Raw genomic sequence first — 20,443 nt, 5'->3', positions numbered from 1 at the left:
ACTACTTGATACTATTTACATAACCAACCTAAGTAATGGAACAATACATTTTGGCCCTTGACCAGGGCACAACCAGTTCAAGGGCAATCATATTTGATCATGCGGGGCAGATTAAATCGGTTTCACAAAAGGAATTTAAGCAGTATTTTCCGAAGCCGGGCTGGGTTGAGCATGATCCGAACGAAATCTGGTCGACCCAGGCGGGTGTGGCGGCCGAGGCTACCGTTAAGGCAGGGCTTAATGGCAAAAACATTAAAGCGATAGGTATTACTAACCAGCGCGAAACCACTGTTGTTTGGAACCGCGAAACCGGCGAAGCTATTTACAATGCCATAGTTTGGCAGGATAGGCGCACGGCTGCTTATTGTGATCAACTGAAGCAGGATGGTTATGGCGATATCGTCCGTTCCAAAACGGGGTTGGTGATAGATGCGTATTTTTCGGGCTCAAAAATAAAATGGATCCTGGATAATGTAGCGGGTGCACGGGCCCTGGCGGAGGAAGGTAAACTGGCGTTTGGCACGGTTGATAGCTGGCTGGTATGGAAATTTACCCGGGGCCATGTACATGTTACCGATGTTACCAATGCAAGCCGTACCATGTTATTCAATATCCGCACACAACAATGGGATGATGAGTTATTGCAACTGCTGAATATCCCTAAAAGTATGTTGCCCGAGGTAAAGCAATCAAGCGAGGTTTATGGTGAAACGGCCACCACCATATTTGCCAGTAAAATACCCATTGCCGGTATAGCCGGCGATCAGCATGCTGCGCTTTTTGGACAAATGTGCATTGATAAAGCCATGGTTAAAAATACTTACGGAACAGGCTGTTTTATGCTGATGAACATCGGCACAGAATTTATCGAATCGAAAAATAACCTGCTTACCACCATTGCCTGGAAAATTAACGGCCAGGTACAATATGCCTTTGAAGGCAGTATATTTATTGGAGGCGCCGTTGTACAATGGTTGCGCGACGGATTAGGCATTATCCAAACATCGGCCGATGTTGAACGGCTGGCCACCAGTGTTAAAGATACCGGGGGCGTATATTTTGTGCCGGCCTTTGCGGGCCTGGGTGCTCCTTACTGGGATCCCGAAGCCAGGGGTACTATAGTCGGGCTTACACGGGGCACTACGGCGGGGCACCTGGCAAGGGCCGCCCTTGCAGCAATAGCCTACCAAACCATGGATGTGTTAAAGGCCATGGAGGCCGATGCGGGTATGCCCATCAAAGAATTGCGGGTAGATGGCGGCGCAACCGGCAATGATTTATTGATGCAGTACCAGGCCGATGTGTTGAACTGCAAGGTAATAAGGCCAAACGTGGTAGAAACCACGGCTTTGGGCGCGGCATACCTTGCCGGTCTGGCCGTAGGTTTTTGGAAAGATATAACTGAAATACAGCAATTATGGCAAGCCGAAAGGGAATTTACGCCAGCGGATAACCTGCAGGATATTAAAACCGATATGGAGGGATGGAAAAGAGCCGTAAATACGGCGCGCTATTGGGCAGATAGTGCAAAAAGCTAAAAGCCCAAGGCATAAAGCAAGAGCAGATCGCATAATAGATCCAAAACTTACGAAGTTTTCAAAACTTCGTAAGTTTCTCGTCGCTTTGTCATTCCCTTAATTCAGAGTCCGCCAGATTTTACGACTTATAATGACGCTTTATTTTGTTTTTAAATAGCTTCTAAAGTAATTTACGCTCACCAATTAAAACTTTATATCATGTCTCCATTTATTGCCGAACTGATTGGCACCATGTTACTCATACTTTTGGGCGATGGTGTGGTAGCCAACGTAGTATTAAAAGATACCAAGGGAAATAACAGTGGTTGGATGGTTATTACCACAGCCTGGGGCCTGGCTGTATTTGTTGGGGTTGTGGTGGCGGGGCCATACAGCGGCGCGCATCTTAATCCGGCTGTTACCATAGCGCTGGCTATAGCAGGTAAGTTTCCCTGGGCCCAGGTGCCTTTATATATTGCGGCACAATTTTTAGGCGCGATGTTGGGCGCGTTCCTGGTATGGGCTATGTATTATGATCATTTTAAACGAACCAATGAACCTGCCGCTATACTGGCTGTATTTTGCACCGGCCCGGCTGTACGTAATTACGTATCCAATATTACCAGTGAAATTATTGGCGCTTTTGTATTGCTGTTTACGATCTTTTACATTTCAGGTGCCCAAATTATGCCAACAAATACACCCATAGGCCTTGGCTCCGTTGGCGCTTTACCTGTAGCGTTATTAGTTTGGGTAATTGGGCTGTCATTAGGTGGTACCACAGGTTATGCCATTAACCCATGCCGGGATCTGGGCCCCCGTTTTATGCATATGATACTTCCCATCAAAAACAAAGGAACCAGCGACTGGGCTTACGCCTGGATCCCGGTTTTAGGCCCAATTGCCGGGGCATCAATTGCGGCGGGTTTATATTTGTGGGTTAGGTAAAACAAAGGTGTATAGTCGGTATTTTGGAGACAAAGGAAAAAAGACAATAATACTTTATGATTTTGTCGGCAATCTAACCTTCCGTCAGTCTAATAGTCCGCCAGTCCAACAATCACATAATCCCCGAGTCTTTGCTCCAAAGCAGACAGTTCATGACGGTTTGATACTTACAACACGTATTATTGTATTAATAATTATAAAACCATCTATCTGCTTTTTTTGACGTTATACCTTGCCGATAGGAGCATTGTTGGGCTTTGCTGTTTGAGGTAATGCTGATTGCCGCAGCAGGTATCCCAATGGATTTGTTGTGGCAGCGTATAGCGTGGTTTTGAAATTATTGTTGATTTGTTAAAATACCTTTCATGGAAAAAAACGCTTTACGCCGCTTTAAAACCTGCCTGCCTGCATTGGGCTTATTTTGCCTTGTTGCTTTAACCGTACCCGCATCGGCACAAACTGTAAAACCTAACACAGCTGCCGGCCTTGATAATTTACAGGTTGAATACACAGATAGGCCCTTAGGCATTGATGTAACTGTACCGCGTTTTGGCTGGCAAATGAAAGCCCCTGCCGGTGCGCGTGGCTATGCCCAATTAGCATATCAAATAGCTGTTGCCGATGGTGAAGGCAAGCAGGTTTGGAGCACTGGTAAAATAAACAGTAGCACATCATCGGGCATCGAATACGCCGGCAAAAAACTAAAGGCAGCTACACGATATACCTGGAAGCTTACTGTATGGGATCAAACCGGCAAAACGTTAACCAATACTTCCTGGTTCGAGACTGGATTGATGAATACCGGGCTATCCGCATGGGATGGTGCCAATTGGATAGGCGGCAACGATAACGACCTGGTTTTGAAATCCCATTACCTGCCTGTTTTTAACTTAAGCTGCAAACTGGCTGTAGCGCCGGGCAGCACCCGCGCCGCGATAATTTTAAGCGCCAATGATGCCAGGTTAATGAATAGCAATAAAAACATTTTCCAGGTAGCCAGTAAAAAGGACGAGAGTTATTTTAAGGTAGAGCTTGATATTGCCGCCGTTAACAGCGCCGGTACAGGTACAGCCAAAATTAACGTTTACCGCAGCGGTTATACAGGCAATGATACTGCCGGCCGTGTCATCAAAACATTTGAGATAAAACCGGGCGTAATTAACAATGGTAATAAAAACAAGGAACATAAAATTTTTATCAATGACGAGTTTGGTACCCTTATGTTTACGGTTGACGACGACAATGCTTTTTTTGTTGATAACAATAAAGGCCCTGCCCCGGCTCCAAGTCCTTTCCCGTCCCGGGGACCGAAACGTGCGGTTGTTACCCTTAATCCCCTTGGCGAACATGATGTAATATCCTACGGTTTGCTTTGCGATATCGGTTATTCAGTAGATGCCGGGCAGCAGGCTTCGTTTTCGGGTATCGAGGTTTCCAATGCGCGCAGGCCCGGCAATACCTTGTTTAAGGAAGATCTATCGGCACAAAATTATACCGGTATTTATAAAAACTTTATTGGCAAAACTTCATCGGGCATCAGCATTAAAGACGATAGGTTCCAGGTTTCGGGCGGCAGCAAGGGCGCGTTCCTGGTGGCCGACCCAAGCCATAATTCAATGCCGATGCTGCGTACGCAGTTTGCCGCCGATAAAAAGGTAGCAAGCGCACGCTTGTATGTCACCGCGCGTGGCATTTACGAGTTTTACCTGAACGGCAAGCGCGTTGGTCATGATTATTACAATCCTGGCCTTACCCAGTACAATATTACGCACCTGTATCAAACTTATGATGTTACTGGTATGATAAGCAACGGGCAAAACGCATTAGGTGCCATGTTGGGCGAAGGCTGGTGGAGCGGCCTGCTAAGCTACGGTTCCGTATGGAACCACTTTGGTGACCGCCAATCGCTGCTGGCCAAACTGGTGATCAAATATACAGATGGTTCAAAAAAAGTGATCACCACCAACAATAAGGACTGGAAGTATTATAACAAAGGCCCGGTTGTTTACAGCAGCCTGGATATGGGCGAAGTGTACGATGCATCCTTAGAGGCAGGTATCAAAAACTGGAGCACCACCGGCTACAATGATGCAGCGTGGACAAAAGCGGTGGAAATCCCGCTGAAGGGTACGGCTTACTCAGGGGTATCGTATGATTTTTTTGGCCGCAAAGAGGATTTTAATTTTGATAAGCTATCATTGATTGGCCAAATCGGGCAGCCGGCGGGGATTTACAAAACGCTTACCGCTACCAAAGTGCTGGAAGTGCGCAAAGGCGTGTACGTATACAATATGGGGCAAAACATAGTGGGCGTACCGTGCATTACGTTTAAAGATGGCAAGGCCGGTAAAAAGATCACCTTTCGCTATGCCGAAGTATTGTATCCCAACCTGAAGGAATCTGGCAAAAACGTAGGTATGATCATGACCGAAAACTACCGCGCCGCCCTGAGCCAGGATATTTATACCATGAAGGATGGCCCGCAGGTGTTTCAGCCGCATTTTACATCGCATGGGTATCAATATGTGGAGATCACCGGGATAGATGAACCATTGCCCTTAACGGCAGTGCAGGGGCTGGCCATGAGTTCGATCAGTAAGCTTACGGCAGATTATAATACCTCAAACCCCAAAGTAAACAAGCTTTGGTCAAACCTTACCTGGTCAAACATTGATAACTTTTTAACCATCCCTACCGATTGCCCACAGCGTAACGAACGCATGGGCTGGTCGGGCGATATCAGTATTTTTTCGCGTACAGCCACTTACCTGTCCAATTCCGACCAGTTTTTGCGCCGTCACCTTTTTGCCCTGCGCGATTTGCAAATGGGCAACGGCAAGTTTACCGATATCGCGCCGGTTGGCGGCGGTTTCGGCGGCGTGCTTTGGGGCAGTGCGGGCATCACCATCCCCTGGGAGGCCTACCAGCAATATGATGATGTGGCTTTGTTAAAAGAACATTATGATGCCATGGCCAGGTACATGACCTACATCGACTCTACCATTAACAAAACTACCGGCCTTAGCAGCGACGACGTACTTGGCGACTGGCTTGGCCCCCAAAATAACCAGCTGGGTACCGATTACCTGGTAACCGCTTACCATATTTTTGATTTGGGTATTATGGTTAAGGTGGCCACCGCTTTAAACAAACCGCAGGATGCCGCCAAATACCAGGAACGGTATAACGAGCGGAAGGTATTTTTTAACAAAACTTTTATCAGTGCCGATAAAAAAGCCCTGGGGCTTATTGGCGGTGGCATATTTGCCCCACGCGACGCGAAGGTTGAATTTAAGGTTGCCGATATTGAAACACCTTACGCGGTAGGCCTGGCCCTTGGTGCATTCAGCAACGAAAACATTCCTTACATGGCTAAAAACCTGCAAGGCGCTGTTGAGCACGAAAGCAAGGACGATGGCGGCATTACCCGCCCTAAATATTCCTTAATGACGGGTTTCATCGGTACCGCCTGGATCAGCAAATCACTATCGGACTATGGCCACAGCGACCTGGCCTACAAGGTGCTGCAAAACGAACATTATCCATCATGGTTGTACGCCATTAACCAGGGTGCCACCACCATTTGGGAACGTCTGAACGGTTACACGGTAGAAAATGGTTTTGGCGGCAATAATAGTATGAACTCCTTTAATCATTATTCTTTTGGCGCTGTAGGCCAGTGGATGATGGCCTACTCCTTAGGCATTCAACGCGACGAGGCGGCCTTCAAAAAATTCATCCTGCAGCCCGAGCCCGACCCAACCGGCCAAATGACCTACGCCAAAGGCTATTACGATTCGCCCTATGGCCGTATCAACAGCAGCTGGAAAGTTACCGGCAACACGCTAAGCTATAACGCCACCGTGCCTGCCAATACCAGGGCAACTCTTTACCTGCCCGCCAAAGCAGCATCATCAGTTAACGAAAGCGGCAAGCCGGCGGCCAAAGCAAAAGGTATCAAGTTTTTGAAGTTTGCCGATGGCAAGGCCGTTTATGAGTTGGAATCGGGGAGTTATGCGTTTAGTGTGGTTCAATAAATTTATTACCAGTTGTTCGAATGTCGGAGACATTCGAACAACGTGAAGACTTCGAAGAACAGAGGGGAAATGTACAATGAAAATACAGGTATTTAGCTTATCGAATTATTAAAGTTCATTAATTTTGAATGCCTATGTACAAGCTTTCAGTATCAATGGGCCTGTTCAAGACTCATCTTTCGACCTGCTGATTGAAGAAACAACAATATGATTGCTTATATTTCCATTAGTTTTAATCAAAGGGATAAATTGGATCAGGAAGTTGATTCCCTTGTGCGCGTGCTTAACGATTTTAAGATAACTCCATTTATATTTGTGGACAATTACCAGTTTGATCCGGCCCAGGAGCGGATCATGATGCAGCAGGCCATGAATGACATTGATAAATGCGCCATGTTAATTGCTGAAACTTCTGATAAAGCAATCGGGATAGGCATAGAAGCGGGCTATGCCAAAGCCAAAGGGAAGCCGGTTATTTATGTACGCAGAAACACGGCAGCTCATTCTACAACCCTATCCGGAATTAGTGATTTTCAAATTATATACGCTTCTGTACACGATTTGGAACAACAATTCGGGGCGGTCATTGCTCAAATCTCCCGCAAATAATACCGCACTAAGTAACAGCATAAAACTTGTAATTTTATCAAAGTTCCTGAAGCCTGATGATTGGTTTTCTATATGATGCAATTGGTTTGTCGCATGGAGGGAATGATAAGCAGATTAGCTGAAGGTGCCGACAAGAACGTAAAGGAAAAAAATAATAATTGCCCGATACCTGACAATAACACCACAACTATGAATTTTCAATCAAAAAAGATTTCGTTAGTGATTTTGGGCGTAACGGCTATTCTTTGTTCCAGAACATTGTTCTTCTTTTTTAATGATACTGAAGGCCCAAATCTTTTAATAGTTGGGGGCTTAGCAGTGGCCATATATTTGTTAGCCTTTGCTGCTTATGTATTTGTACCTTCCAAAAAGCAGGGACTTAAGAAACTTTCAATAGCAGTTTGTATCCAGATACTATCTGTTATTGGCCTCTATTTTTGTATGAAGTAATTTCTGTTTATAATAACCTTAATCTCAACCGGGACATTCGAACAACCGGAAGACTTTGAAGAATGGGAACACTCCTGTCAGCATCTTACAGGTATCGGTTTTTCTAACCGTTCTTTCCATAAACCTCAACAAGCATAAATTCAATTTAATAACCTGTACTCACTCGGCGATTTCCCTGTTTTTGTTTTAAATATTTTAGTAAAGTGCGATGGGTGCTCAAAGCCAAGGCCATAGGCAATTTCGCTGATGGACTGGTTGCTGCCCCACAGCATGGTTTTCGCTTTATCTATCAGTTCCAGATGAATATGTTCCTGTGTGGTTTTACCTGTAAATTTACCCAGCAGGTCTGACAGATAATTAGGCGACAGGTTGAGCCTGGAGGCAAAATAACCCACGTTAGGCAATCCCGTTTCTATGAGGTTGTTTTGAGAAAAATAATCTTTTAATAATTTTTCAAACTGCTGTACCACATCCGAATTAACTTTTGCCCGGGTATAAAACTGCCGGTCATAAAACCGGTTGCAATAATTCAACAGCAATTCAATATTACTAACAATCAGGCCCTGCGAATGCTTATCGATGTTTTGCGCATACTCTTTTTCGATTTTGGCCACACAATCTTTAATGATCTGCTTTTCCTCTTCCGAAATGTGCAGCGCCTCGTTTATCTCATAATTAAAAAACGAATACTGATGGATCTTTTTGCCCAGGTCGGTGCCATGGATCAGGTCGGGATGGATGAACAGCGCCCAGCCTTCCTCCACCTGAACATCGGGTCCGGGGCCAAGAACCTGGTCTGGGGCGGTAAACATCAGGGAGCCTTCATTAAAATCATAATGTCCCTTGCCGTATTTTAACAATCCGTCAAACTTTTTACACGAAATGATATAAAATCCAAACCGGTAAAACACATCTGCTTTGGGATGATAGCTTTTATAAAAGTCGCAATGATCTATCACACTCACCAGTGGATGCCTGGGTGAGGTGTAATGTACCATCCGGTGCAAATCGCTGATCGATTTGATATCAATGTATTTATCGGGCATGTTTTTATGGTAAAGTTAATGCAAAAAAGGGAAGGTTGCCTCAGTTCGGGCGTATGGATTTTTGGAACAAGGAGCAAGGATAAGGTGAACAAAATTCTTTATTCTTTGCTCCCAAAATCCTTGTTCCCTAACCCGGGCAGCTAACAATTTTTAGATGCCCATTTGGCCCACTATCATTTTTTTGAAATCCACATCATCCATTTGGTGCCTTGCCTCAATTATTGGCCCGGCATCATGACCTACGGGGTAACGCAGTTTTTCGGTGCCATCGGTGGCTGCTTCATAAATGACTTCGGCCACTTCGCCAATGTTTTCAGACATTGGCCATTGTTCTACCGCGCTGATAAATTTATCAAACGGAGCCTGGTAATCGCCTGATTCGCCAACGCCATAAACGGAAATCGAACGGCCTGCGAACTCGGTTTTATAGCCGCCTGGTTCAATAATTTTTAACCGGATACCCAGCGGGTTGAGTTCGTATTGTATAGATTCTGTTAAACCTTCCACCGCGAATTTAGTGGCATGGTAAAGTGACGAGAATGGGAAGGTAACCTTGCCGCCTATAGAAGAAACGTTGATGATAACGCCCGATTTTTGTTGACGCATCACAGGTATTAAGGCTTGTGTTACTTCGATCAGCCCAAAGAAATTAACGTCGAACTGTCGTTTGATCTCGGCTTCGGTAGCGGCCTCCAACGCGCCAAATGAACCATAACCTGCGTTGTTCACCAATACATCAATCTGGCCAAACTTTTCAATGCCGGCTTTTACGGCGCTTTGTATGCTGGCTTTGTCGGTTACATCTAATTTGGTTACCAAAACCTGGTCAAGTGCCGATAGTTCTGTTTCTTTTTCTGGCGAACGCATGGTAGCTATCACGTTCCAGTTGTTTTTATGGAATAATTTAACGGCCTCTTTTCCAAATCCTGATGAAGCGCCGGTGATTAATACTGTCTTTTTCATTGCTCTTATATTTATTTGCTGAAACAAAGGTGCGGCGAAAGGCGATGACAGGTTTATACTTTTCTACTGATCACTTATACATTTCGGGGATCATCATGCCAACTACCCGTTTTTAGCACAAGTCTTGCGTAGCGGGCAGTGTGAAGGGTGACTTGTGCTCGGCGAACGAGATGTCTGAGAGCGGGGGGCCATACACACGGTAGTTTTAAACTACGGGCATAGCCGTTCGAAGTCAGAGACATTCGAACAACTGGAAGACTACGGAGCGCATGGTATGTGAACAAACGCCAATTAAGGGTTAACATAACTTAACATAATTTTGAAATATCAAAATTAAAACACTGGTAGTCAATTATTTGTGTTTTTAGTGGGTTAACATATTTAGCCTAATTTTGTGTATAGGCAATAAGAAGGGGACTTGTGAACTGTCTAAGTCACAAGTCTGCCTGTGCCCTTTTTAGCCAACACACAATACTTGCGCTAAGGGGGGACGCATGCGAAACGTGTGCGCGGGATAACGTTAGATATTGAGAATTATTATATTAAACTTGTTTATATATATTAAGTTAATATTTTTACTGTTATTTTTGAACAGTAAATCCCCCTAATCCCAGTCACTAGATGAAAAAACTCCTTTCCTTAATTAAGGAAAACATTGTTGAATATTCTTATTGGAGCACATTTATTGCTGGAATTCTCGGTATTTTAATTACAACATCCACAGTAATTAAAAGCGTTGCTTTAAATCAAGTAAATGTTTCGTTGTTCTTTATCATTTTGTTCTTCCTATTAAAGTTCTTTTTTAAAAAAATCGAGAGTTTAAAGGAAGAGAAATTTGGGCTAATGGTTAACTCATTTTCGCAAAAAACGCTGAAAATGGTTTGCGTCATGAAAAGAATTAATTGGATCTTTTTACTTGCGCCTTTACTTTTTTTGACTATTCACTTTGATGATATTTTTGCAAGTAAAAAGAACATTGATGAGCTTTGTTCTGAGAATAGAAAGAAAACTAATATTTTGATCGCTAACTTTATAAAAAAAACGGATGGCGATGATGATGACTTTTCTACCTTATTATATGGTAAGCTTGATTCGTACACGCAAAATGATGACTCTATCAATTTAAAAAGAATTGATAAATATATATCGGTAAATGGTAAAGAATATCGAGATTCTGTAGGGAAAGTTTTTCAAGAGAACTGCAGTAATACAGGACTGTTAATATTTGGAAAAAGAAAAGACTCAAATTTCTTTCTGTGTCGAATATATTCTCAAAATTTTTTCAATCAAAAAACGAGATATTTTTATAGGGAGAATAAAAATATCATCTATATTGAAAATCCAGATATTTTAGATTTTTCCATAAAAAGCGAGGTCAAGATAATATCTACATTTATAATGGGCCTGCTCAGATATCACAATAACGACTTTGAAAGTTCCAACAAATTAATCGATTCTGCATTGCGATTAAACAAGAATAAAGACGATCAACAATTTGTTACAATCTGTCATCTTTTTAAGGGTGACAATTTTATTCGAAGTAATCAACCGCTGAAGGCGGTAGCTGAATATCAATGTGGTTTATTATCGGATCCCAACAATCTATATTTGCACCATAATCTTGGCGTAATCTACTTAAAATTGGGAAAAGAAAAAGACGCAAAAGTGGAGTTTGAAACAGCCAAACGTATCAATAAAGGAGCAAAAGATTCAATTATTTCCATTTATCCTATTTACTTGAGCAAAAAAAGGCCAATTAAAAAAGACTCGTTTTTCATACGTCGTGATTCTGGAACTATTATTGGAGATATTTTACCAAAAAGAAAGGGGCAGTTGAAGGATTGGGCGAAAGAAGAATGTAATGTTTTTTATGATAATGGAAATTACGGCGTAATGAATAACAATGGAGATACGATAGTAAGAGGACGTTATAAAAGTATAGAGAAATTTATATACAAAAATGTTGATTGTTTTATTACATTTTCCGGTTATAAATATGGTATCGTATTTCATAGACATTTAGACGATGGATTTTCGACATTCGAGATTATACCTGAATATCCCGGAGATAAAGTAAAAACGAAAGCGACAACATGGATAGACTTAAATGAGAACGCGCTTATAAAATTTGTAGAAAAAAAGGTTAATTATAAAAATTGACCATATTTAACGCAGGTCTTATAGTAGTTCATTGGGAGATGGCTTTTGACGACAGAAGTAAATTAAAAGCATACAATTAATATTGTCTTTAGCGCAAGTGTTTTGGACAGGTATGTATGAAGAGAGACTTGTGATTCGACGTAAAGGAATACAATCACGATTCTTTCACCTGCTTGGCACCCAATACCAAGACTTACGCCAGCAGAGCGGAAGCAGTAGAGGAAAAACGCTTTCTGATAATTAGTTATTCTTGTCGAGGTAATATTTAGATCTTCGACCGACACTTTCACTTTTAGCATGAATCCCAATAGAGATAATTTCAGCGTAGAAACAAAACGAATATTAGGTAGTAGAGTGGCATATCGATGTTGCTATTTGGGTTGCCCGGCTATTACCATTGGGCCAAATACAACGGATAGCCAAAAATTCGTTAATCTTGGTGAGGCAGCGCACATACATGCAGCTGCACCGGGTGGGCCACGCTATCTTGCTACCATGACTGCGGAACAACGAAAATCCATTGAAAATGGGATTTGGATGTGTAAAAAACATGCTCGTTTGATTGATGCGAATTATGGTAATTATTCGGCAGAAACATTGCTTCAATGGAAACAGTCCTTAGAGATAGAGGCATATAAGCAACTAAAAAGCGTTGATAATATTGTGCTTTCGGAGCCTACAACTATTGTTTGTCTTAATCCTAATTTAATGTTTGAAGGATTATGGAAGGCTGCGAATAATGATTCCTGGACATTTACTGTGAAAGAATTTATTTACGGTGATATCAACTTGCTTAGAGAATATGGCAGTAAAATTAACGAACCTTTTAAAAAATATATTATTGTAGAATCACAGGGCGATGGCCGATTAATTAACAACCATTTTCAATGGGAGCAAAAGGCAAATGGAATTGAAATTTCTTTACAAGTATTTCCCTCGGTAATTCGTAGAGATCCTAATAACATTGGCAGTGATATTTCTACCGGCCTTGATGGTGATATACAAATTGAGGATGGAGACCTTAAAATTGTCTCGGGTAAAGCATTCGCCAAGCAGCTAATAGAACGAAACCTGAGCATAGAACTTGGCAGTTGGTTAATTCATCCACGAGTGGGTTCGTTGTTTACCAAATACTATCATAAATTTAAAAGCAACCAATCATTATTAAATCGGATTGTAAAAGTTGAAATTACACGCTTAATGACCATTCCTACAGGAGGAGGTGTTATCACAGATCAGCCTGAATTAAATTTCATAAATCGTATTCACGAGGTTATTGTAATGGAAGCATTGGACGGGATTGTACCTGTTTTTATTTCATTAGAATGGGGGGATGGCTCTTTTGAAAGTGACACTTTACATATTCATTTGTATCAGCCTAACTATGGAGACGAAGTGATTTTTGATGAGTTGCCAGACTTTATAAAACATTTGATTGACCAGGGGCCACTGGAACAAATGAAACGTCTAACTTCGAAACTTAATCAAGACGAGTTGCAAGAAAAAATAAATGGCGCGGCAATTATGAGAATCTTCAAAGATTTGCTGCCTGCAATCATGCAAAGTGCTGCTGATGCCCTAAATACAGAAGTATATCCACTTTTTGATTCCTATATACTTTATCGGTCTTATGATAATAACACGTTTGAATACAATACCTCTTACGATGTCGAACGCATCTTGTATCAAGGCGGAACAATACAACAAGTTGGGGTGACAATAAGCTTAAAGGGGTTTAAAAAGGCTGGTACTAAGGCGTTTGATGTTACAAGTAGTATTCTTGTTTTTTTTAACGACTACAACTATGTGGTCGGCAATTCTGGGGTAAATCCATGGCTAATAAAAATGTATCATCAAATGCCTTCGGATGAGGAAATTGAAAGACTTGCCAACCAATTGATTAATAATACTATCAATCAAATAAATCAAAAAGTTCTTAATTCTGGTTTAATACTTTTGTAGATAGTTGATAACTATTGGTACTTCGCCGGTGCAAGCGTTCCGCGTATCCCCACATGCCCTTTTTAGCGCAAGTCTTGTGTTGTGGCTGGTGCGAAGGATGACTTGTGATCGATTCCCTTTATCGTTGTGGTATACCGATAATTTGTGACCAATTTCCTTATCGGGATGGATGGGTTGTGATTATCTTTCCCATTTTCTACATTTAGCGAATGAGCACAAAATATAAGTTTGGCAATCCCGAAGGTGTTTACTTTGTAACTTTTGCAGTGGTAGAGTGGATTGATATTTTTACCCGGCAGGTTTACCGCGACATATTATTAGACAGTTTTAGGCATTGCATTCGTGAAAAAGGTTTAGCCATTCACGGGTATGTGATTATGAGTAATCATGTACATTTGATCATAAGCAGCAAGGGAAAACAAAGTTTATCGGCAATTATGCGCGATATGAAAAAGTTTTCGGCCGTTAAAATTATACGCGAAATAATAGAAAATCCAATAGAAAGTAGAAAACGTTGGATGCTACGTCTTTTAGCTGATGCTGGCGAAGCTAATTCCAATAATACACATTATCAATTGTGGCAACAGGATAATCACCCAATCGAATTGCATCCCAACTCCGATCTCTTTAGGCAGAAATTAGATTATATCCACGAAAATCCGGTAAAAGCCGGCTTGGTGGCCGAGCCTGGCGATTACATTTATAGCAGCGCAAGTAATTATATGGAAAAAGAAAGCATATTGATGGAAGTAGAAACTTTCTTCTAAATAAATCACAAGTCATCCGCCCGCCAGGCCAGCGCTCAAGACTTGCCCTTATTTAGCGCAAGTCTTGTGTATTAGGTGGTGCGAAGGATGACTTGTGATCGGCGAACGAGATGTTGATGCTAAACAAATCACAAGTCATCTACCCGCCAGGCGGTCGCTCAAGACTTGCGCTAAGGGGGGGCGCTAAGGAGGTTAACCTTTCCGGTGGAACACCACGGCATTTGCAATCGCTCTCGGCCAACACGCAAGACTTGCGCCAAATGGGTGCAGGGAGGTGTGAAGGGTGACTTGTGATCGACAAAGTAATGTCTGCTATAAGTCACAAGTCTGCCACCGCTCTTTGGCCAACACACAAGACTTGCGCCAAGGAGGGGGATCGACAAGTAATGTCGACTACAAGTCACAAGTCTGCTATCGCTCTTTGGCCAACACACAAGACTTGCGCCAAGGGGGGGGGACTTGTGATCGACAAGTAATGTCGACTACAAGTCACAAGTCTGCTATCGCTCTTTGGCCAACACACAAGACTTGCGCCAAGGGGGGGCGAACATCCCGGACTTCGATATGTTTTGTAGCCTCTAGCTGCTTGTTCGGTTTCAAAAATCATACCCATATTAGTTTTAAACTATCTGCATACTTAGCTGTAAGTCAGAAGTCCGCCATCGCCCTTTGGCCAACACTCAAGACTTGGGGCCAAATGACTATAAATGGTTTAATAATTATGACAATAAAATTATTGCCAAAATACTTGACAATGAAAAAGTTGTCATTATATTTGACAATAAAATTATTGCTAAATGAAAAATAGCTTAGGAAATCCAGCAAGGGGTGACGCCTTTTATGATAGAAAAAAAGAAATTGCTAAAATATATCGTGTTTTAGAAGCAGGGACAAGTATTTATTTGTCTGCCCCACGTAGGGTGGGGAAAACTTCAATACTAAAACATCTGGAGGAATTTCCCAAAGAAAATTTTTATTTCGTCTATATTATAACAGAATCAATTGATTCAAGCAACGAATTTTTTAAAGCAATATTTGAAGAAATTATTAAAAGCGATGCTATAAAAAAGTTGGAACAAATTTCCGTGGCGGTCAAAAATGTAATCGTCGGTTTAATGGGAAAGGTTAAAAGTATTTATAACGTTGAATTAAGGGAAAACGGCGAGACTGATTATTATGAGTTGTTGGTAGAACTCTTTTCACATCTTAAACCAGACTACGGAAAAGTTGTTATTATGATAGACGAATTCCCTCAAACTATCCAGAATATCATGGAAAAAGATGGTGGACCTATTGCCGAAGCCTTTATTCAAAAGAATAGGGAATTGAGACATCATAAATATCTACAAGATAAAATAAGTTTTATTTACACAGGTTCGGTGTCTTTATTTCCGATGGTTGAAAAGGTGACTTCACTTACTTCAGTCAACGATTTGCGCACCGTCGAAGTAAATCCATTGAGCAAGGAAGATGCGGCCGACTTCATCAGGCAGTTAATGAAAAATGAGGATTTTTCTTTAAATGACGAATTAATAGATTCTCTTTTGAGCAAAGTTGGCTGGCTTATTCCTTTCCACTTGCAATTGATGCAACAAGAAATAATAGATGTATTTGAATCGACGGGAAAGGAAATAGACGAGTCGGGAATCGATAAAGCGTATGATCAAATTGTTCATACCAGGAATAAGCCTCAATTTGAACCTTATTTTGGGCGTTTAACTAAGATATTTAAAGGTGGTGAATTTAATTTTGTAATGGAGGTGCTCACATTTACAGCTCAAAATAGTACTGTTGATGAACTGGTGATAGCCGACAAAGGTGTGAAATTCAATATAGCTGATACAAAAAACACAATGAGCATCTTGGAAGGTGACGGGTATCTTTTTAAAACAGCAGATGGACTATATCGATATACCTCTCCGATTCTTCAATTATGGTGTAAAAAGCATATCTGCAAATAATGGAAAATAAACTATATAATCCAGCGGGTCAGCCCAAAGATTGGTTGATCGAAAATTTTGTAGCGAGAACAAGCGTCTTTAAAAAGATTTTCAAAGACCTTGAAACCGGAACTATGCAATATCCGGAACAAAATTATCTGATTCAAGGCCAACGAGGGATGGGCAAAACCACCCTGTTGTTGCGCTTAAAATATGAAATAGAAAATACACCAGAACTCATTAAATGGATGGTACCAGTTTTCTTTAATGAAGAATCCTACGACCTTACTTCCCTCTCAAATTTGTGGGAAAAGCTTTTAAAATACCTTGATAATTTGTGGCAAACGGGTGGCATGTATTATAGAGAAACAGATAAGTTTGTTGGGACTGATGACTATGAGAAAAGAATTTTCGAATTATTAATTAGTATACTAAAAAGTGAGCAAAAGAAGCTGGTAATTTTTTTTGATAATTTTGGGCAGCTTTTTTTGGATAACTTAAAAGAGAAAGAGCAACGCCGCCTCAGGGAAGTTTTGATGAATTGTAATGATATTAGGATTGTAGGCGCTTCGGCTATAGTTCTTGAGGATTTGTACGATTATTCCAAACCTTTTTTTGAATTCTTTAAAATTATCAATCTTGAAGGGCTTAATAAAGACGACACGATACAGTTAATAGGAAAACTTCAGGAAGGTTCTGAAAAGAAGATCAACATCGAGAAAAGCAAAGGGAAAATAGAGACGCTGGGTATTTTAACAGGTGGAGTAATCCGAACGATAATGCTAATTTATGAAGTGATATTAGCAGATGAAGACGGCACCGCTTTGCAGAACCTGGAAATTATACTTGATCGTATTACCCCTTTATACAAACATCGGATTGAAGACCTCCCGGTTCAGCAGCGAAAAATAATAGATGTTATAGCTAAAAGGTGGGATGCAATTAGCACAAAAGAAATAGCAGAGAATATTCGTGAAAATGGTAAGTTAATGTCCACAAAGTTAATATCGGCTCAGCTGCAACAACTGGAAAAAAATAACATTCTGGAAAAAAAACATACTAATACTAAAAATCATTTATATCAACTTAATGAGCGCTTCTTTAACATTTGGTACTTAATGCGCAACGGTGATAGGATGGATAGGTGTCGTGTTATGTGGTTGACGAAATTTTTAGAAGCTTGGTATGACGGAGAAAGTATAGGGAACTTTATAAAAAAACACATTGAGTTATTACAATCGGGAAAATACTACGCGAGTTCGGCAATTATGATTGCCGAGGCTTTAACGTATTCAGCTAATGTAGGTTTTGAAGATCAGGCTACTATAATAAAAGCTACCGAAGTTATTTTAAATGATGATCAAAAAAAGCTGTTACCACAAGTTAGCCTTGAAAAATTTAACAAAGCAAGGGTACTTTATAACGAGGAAAAATATAAGGAAGCAATAATGTTATTAGAATCAATTGATCAAACTTCTGGGGAAGCTAATACATTACTATTCAACAGTTATTTCAATCTTGATAAACCTGCAAAAGCAATTGAGGTATTAAATGATGGAAATAACCTCAAGCCATTATTATTGGGAATGGCATATTTAAAGCTGGTAGAGCCGCAAAAAGCTATTAAGTATTTAAATGCCTCTTTGGACATTGATATTTCTGGAATAAATATTCAAAAATCTCAAATAGCAAGCGCTATAGGTATCGTATATCAAACGTCTATAGCATTAAATTTAAAAAGAGCTATAAAATATCATAAACTTTCTATCGAATTAGGTAATGAGAAAGGCTACTATGAATTGGCAAATTGCTATACCAAAATCGGAGACTTTGTGAATGCAGAAAAAGAATATCTAAATGGAATTGAAGCAGGGGATACTACATTAGAAAAAAAATTAATTGATTTTTATGTATTTAAGGGTAGGCAAGTTGAAAAAGCCCTTGATTTGATAGAGAAAACTCGATTTAAGTACGCCAATGACGGAGACTTTCTGTTTTATGAAGGCTTTTCACTTTTTGATAATGACAATGATGGTGCTGAAAAAGTACTCTTTCGGGCTAAAGATTTATTAACGAAAGGTAATTATGGATCTCGGTTATTAGAATTGGCTCAAATAATTTTAGCTTCAATTTATTTTAATAATAAAGACAAGGTAAAAGCCAATGCTATTTTTGACGAATTAGATTCGAAGGATAATCCAGTAGTATTTTTAATGAAAGCAATAATTAAAGTTTGGAATAATCATTTCCAAGAATCTTTCTCTTTCATAAATAAATATCTCGAAAAAAGTGACCTGATAAACTTTAATATCAATAATGAATATCTTGAAAAGTTGATAATATTATTAATGGCCAAAAAACAATACCATTTTGTCGCCGAGATATTTGAGAAAGGGCAACGGGTGAACTTGAAAGATCAAATGAAGCCAATTTATTATGCTTTAATGTATAATCTAAAAGATAAATACCCAAATGAGTTTTTAAAAATGGGCGAGGAGTTAATTCAGCCTGTGGATGATGTTAGGAGAAGAATCGAGGAAGTAGCCACTGAATATGTTTAAAAAAAACAATTGGAGTTTGAGCGATTTTCAATTTAATGTCCCAAGCTGGTGCACCCGTTCCGCGTGTACCCGGCATGCAAATCACGATGATTTAGTAAAACAAAAAGCCTCCCGAAGTTTTATCTCCGGGAGGCTTTGTTATGTTTGGGTTATGAGGTAATCTTTTGATCTGTAAAGTTGCCCTGTACAGTTCGCGATTGCTTCGTTCCTCGCAATGACATGGTGGGTTTTTATACCAAATACTCAAACAGGGTTTGATCCTTATTCAGCTCAATAACGCTGAAGCGGTGGGCTTCCATGCGGTTGAGCAGTGCGGGGTAGTCGGCGGCGTTTTTAAGTTCGATGCCTACCAGGGCCGGGCCGTTTTCTTTTTCGGTTTTTTTGATGAACTCGAAACGGGTGATATCGTCGCCGGGACCTAATACGTTGTTCACGAATAACTTCAATGCTCCCGGGCGCTGCGGAAAGCGTACGATAAAGTAATGCTTCAAACCTTCATACAGCAGGGATTTCTCCTTGATCTCTTGCATGCGGGCAATGTCATTATTACCACCGCTGATCACGCACACGACCTTTTTGCCTTTAATTTTATCCTTGCAGGCATCCAGCACGGCTACGGATAGCGCGCCGGCGGGTTCAACTACAATGGCATCTTCGTTGTATAGCTTCAATATGGTGGTACACACTTTGCCTTCGGGTACCAGCAGCATATCGTCCAGCACCTCGTGGCATAGGTTGTAGGTAAGCTTGCCTACGCATTTAACCGCGGCACCATCCACAAAGCGGTTAATTTCCTTGAGTGTAACCGGTCCGCCGTGTTCAAAGGCTTCCAGCATCGACGGGGCACCTTCGGGTTCAACACCGGCCAGGTAAATGCCCGGTACGTGTTGTTTAAGGTAACTACCTGTGCCGGCTGCCAGTCCGCCGCCACCTATAGGCATAATAATGGCCTCGATATCCGGCAAGTCCTGCAATATCTCGACGCCCACGGTTCCCTGGCCTTCAATGATGCGGTAATTATCGAATGGCGGGATAAACGTCATGCCGTGCGCCTCGGTATAAATGAGGGCTTCGCGCAGGCAATCGTCAAAAGTATCGCCGGTGAGTACAATTTCAATATTGCCCTTGCCGTGCATTTCGGTTTGGGTGATTTTTTGACGCGGGGTAATCTCGGGCATAAAAATTACCCCTTTGGTACCCAGTCGGCTGCAGCTAAAGGCCACGCCCTGGGCATGGTTGCCCGCGCTGGCGCAAACTACGCCGCGGTCAAGCTCATCCTGTGTAAGCTGACTGATCATGTTGTAAGCACCACGCAATTTGTACGACCGTACCATTTGCAAATCCTCACGCTTTAAATATATCTCGCACTCGTACTTTGCCGATAGGCCGGCATTATACTCCAGGGGGGTGCGTTTTACAACCTCTTTCAGTCGTTCGTAAGCCGAATCGAAATCGAGCAGGTTTTTAGTTTCGGTTTCCATTA

Annotated in this window: 13 protein-coding genes; 10 read left to right on the top strand and 3 right to left on the bottom strand. The window is 41.3% G+C overall.

The annotated features are described in order from the left end of the window. Positions 1–35 precede the first annotated feature (35 nt). The 5 genes from glpK to FHS10_RS04425 all read left to right on the top strand — a co-directional run bounded on the left by glpK (position 36) and on the right by FHS10_RS04425 (position 7,561). Positions 36–1,538 (top strand): glycerol kinase GlpK, encoded by a 1,503-nt coding sequence (gene glpK, locus FHS10_RS04445; RefSeq protein ID WP_259087959.1) that lies wholly within the window; start codon positions 36–38, stop codon positions 1,536–1,538. Positions 1,539–1,736: 198 nt separating this feature from the next. After that, a complete protein-coding gene (locus tag FHS10_RS04440; protein WP_259087953.1) occupies positions 1,737–2,465 on the top strand; it encodes an MIP/aquaporin family protein in 729 nt (242 codons plus the stop codon). Between the two features lie 365 nt (positions 2,466–2,830). Continuing rightward, complete coding sequence (locus FHS10_RS04435; RefSeq protein WP_259087952.1) at positions 2,831–6,502, top strand: family 78 glycoside hydrolase catalytic domain; 3,672 nt, start codon at positions 2,831–2,833, stop codon at positions 6,500–6,502. A gap of 207 nt (positions 6,503–6,709) precedes the next feature. Next, the gene (locus FHS10_RS04430; RefSeq protein ID WP_259087951.1) at positions 6,710–7,111 is read left to right on the top strand and encodes a nucleoside 2-deoxyribosyltransferase; all 402 of its coding nucleotides are present in this window, start codon (positions 6,710–6,712) and stop codon (positions 7,109–7,111) included. A 72-nt stretch (positions 7,112–7,183) separates the two neighbouring features. After that, complete coding sequence (locus FHS10_RS04425) at positions 7,184–7,561, top strand: hypothetical protein (protein ID WP_259087948.1); 378 nt, start codon at positions 7,184–7,186, stop codon at positions 7,559–7,561. 140 nt (positions 7,562–7,701) lie between these two features. On the opposite strand, the gene FHS10_RS04420 is transcribed toward FHS10_RS04425, so the two are convergent. Both FHS10_RS04420 and FHS10_RS04415 read right to left on the bottom strand, forming a co-directional pair. Further along, positions 7,702–8,607, bottom strand: coding sequence for a helix-turn-helix domain-containing protein (locus tag FHS10_RS04420; RefSeq protein WP_259087946.1), 906 nt, complete (start codon positions 8,605–8,607; stop codon positions 7,702–7,704). A gap of 150 nt (positions 8,608–8,757) precedes the next feature. Beyond that, the gene (locus FHS10_RS04415) at positions 8,758–9,570 is read right to left on the bottom strand and encodes an SDR family oxidoreductase (RefSeq protein WP_259087945.1); all 813 of its coding nucleotides are present in this window, start codon (positions 9,568–9,570) and stop codon (positions 8,758–8,760) included. A gap of 621 nt (positions 9,571–10,191) precedes the next feature. On the opposite strand from FHS10_RS04415, the gene FHS10_RS04410 reads away from it, so the two are divergent. The 5 genes from FHS10_RS04410 to FHS10_RS04390 all read left to right on the top strand — a co-directional run bounded on the left by FHS10_RS04410 (position 10,192) and on the right by FHS10_RS04390 (position 18,960). Continuing rightward, positions 10,192–11,730: a tetratricopeptide repeat protein gene (locus FHS10_RS04410; RefSeq protein WP_259087944.1), complete on the top strand. Its 1,539-nt coding sequence runs from the start codon at positions 10,192–10,194 to the stop codon at positions 11,728–11,730. A gap of 297 nt (positions 11,731–12,027) precedes the next feature. Then, a complete protein-coding gene (locus FHS10_RS04405; protein ID WP_259087941.1) occupies positions 12,028–13,692 on the top strand; it encodes a hypothetical protein in 1,665 nt (554 codons plus the stop codon). 209 nt (positions 13,693–13,901) lie between these two features. Next, complete coding sequence (locus tag FHS10_RS04400) at positions 13,902–14,459, top strand: REP-associated tyrosine transposase (RefSeq protein WP_259087940.1); 558 nt, start codon at positions 13,902–13,904, stop codon at positions 14,457–14,459. 797 nt (positions 14,460–15,256) lie between these two features. Next, entirely contained in the window at positions 15,257–16,420 is a 1,164-nt protein-coding gene (locus FHS10_RS04395; protein WP_259087938.1) for an ATP-binding protein, read from the top strand. Next, complete coding sequence (locus tag FHS10_RS04390; RefSeq protein ID WP_259087937.1) at positions 16,420–18,960, top strand: ATP-binding protein; 2,541 nt, start codon at positions 16,420–16,422, stop codon at positions 18,958–18,960. The genes FHS10_RS04395 and FHS10_RS04390 overlap by 1 nt, the downstream gene beginning before the upstream one ends. A gap of 230 nt (positions 18,961–19,190) precedes the next feature. Here FHS10_RS04390 and ilvA read toward each other — a convergent pair whose 3' ends face one another. Next, positions 19,191–20,441 carry a threonine ammonia-lyase IlvA gene (ilvA, locus tag FHS10_RS04385; protein ID WP_259087936.1) on the bottom strand — a complete coding sequence of 417 codons (1,251 nt, stop codon included), beginning with the start codon at positions 20,439–20,441 and terminating at the stop codon, positions 19,191–19,193. Positions 20,442–20,443 lie beyond the last annotated feature (2 nt).

Source organism: Mucilaginibacter dorajii (genome assembly GCF_024808255.1).
Lineage (GTDB): Bacteria > Bacteroidota > Bacteroidia > Sphingobacteriales > Sphingobacteriaceae > Mucilaginibacter > Mucilaginibacter dorajii.
Note: the sequence above shows the minus strand (reverse complement) of the source record. Positions and strands in the feature narration are given on the sequence as shown.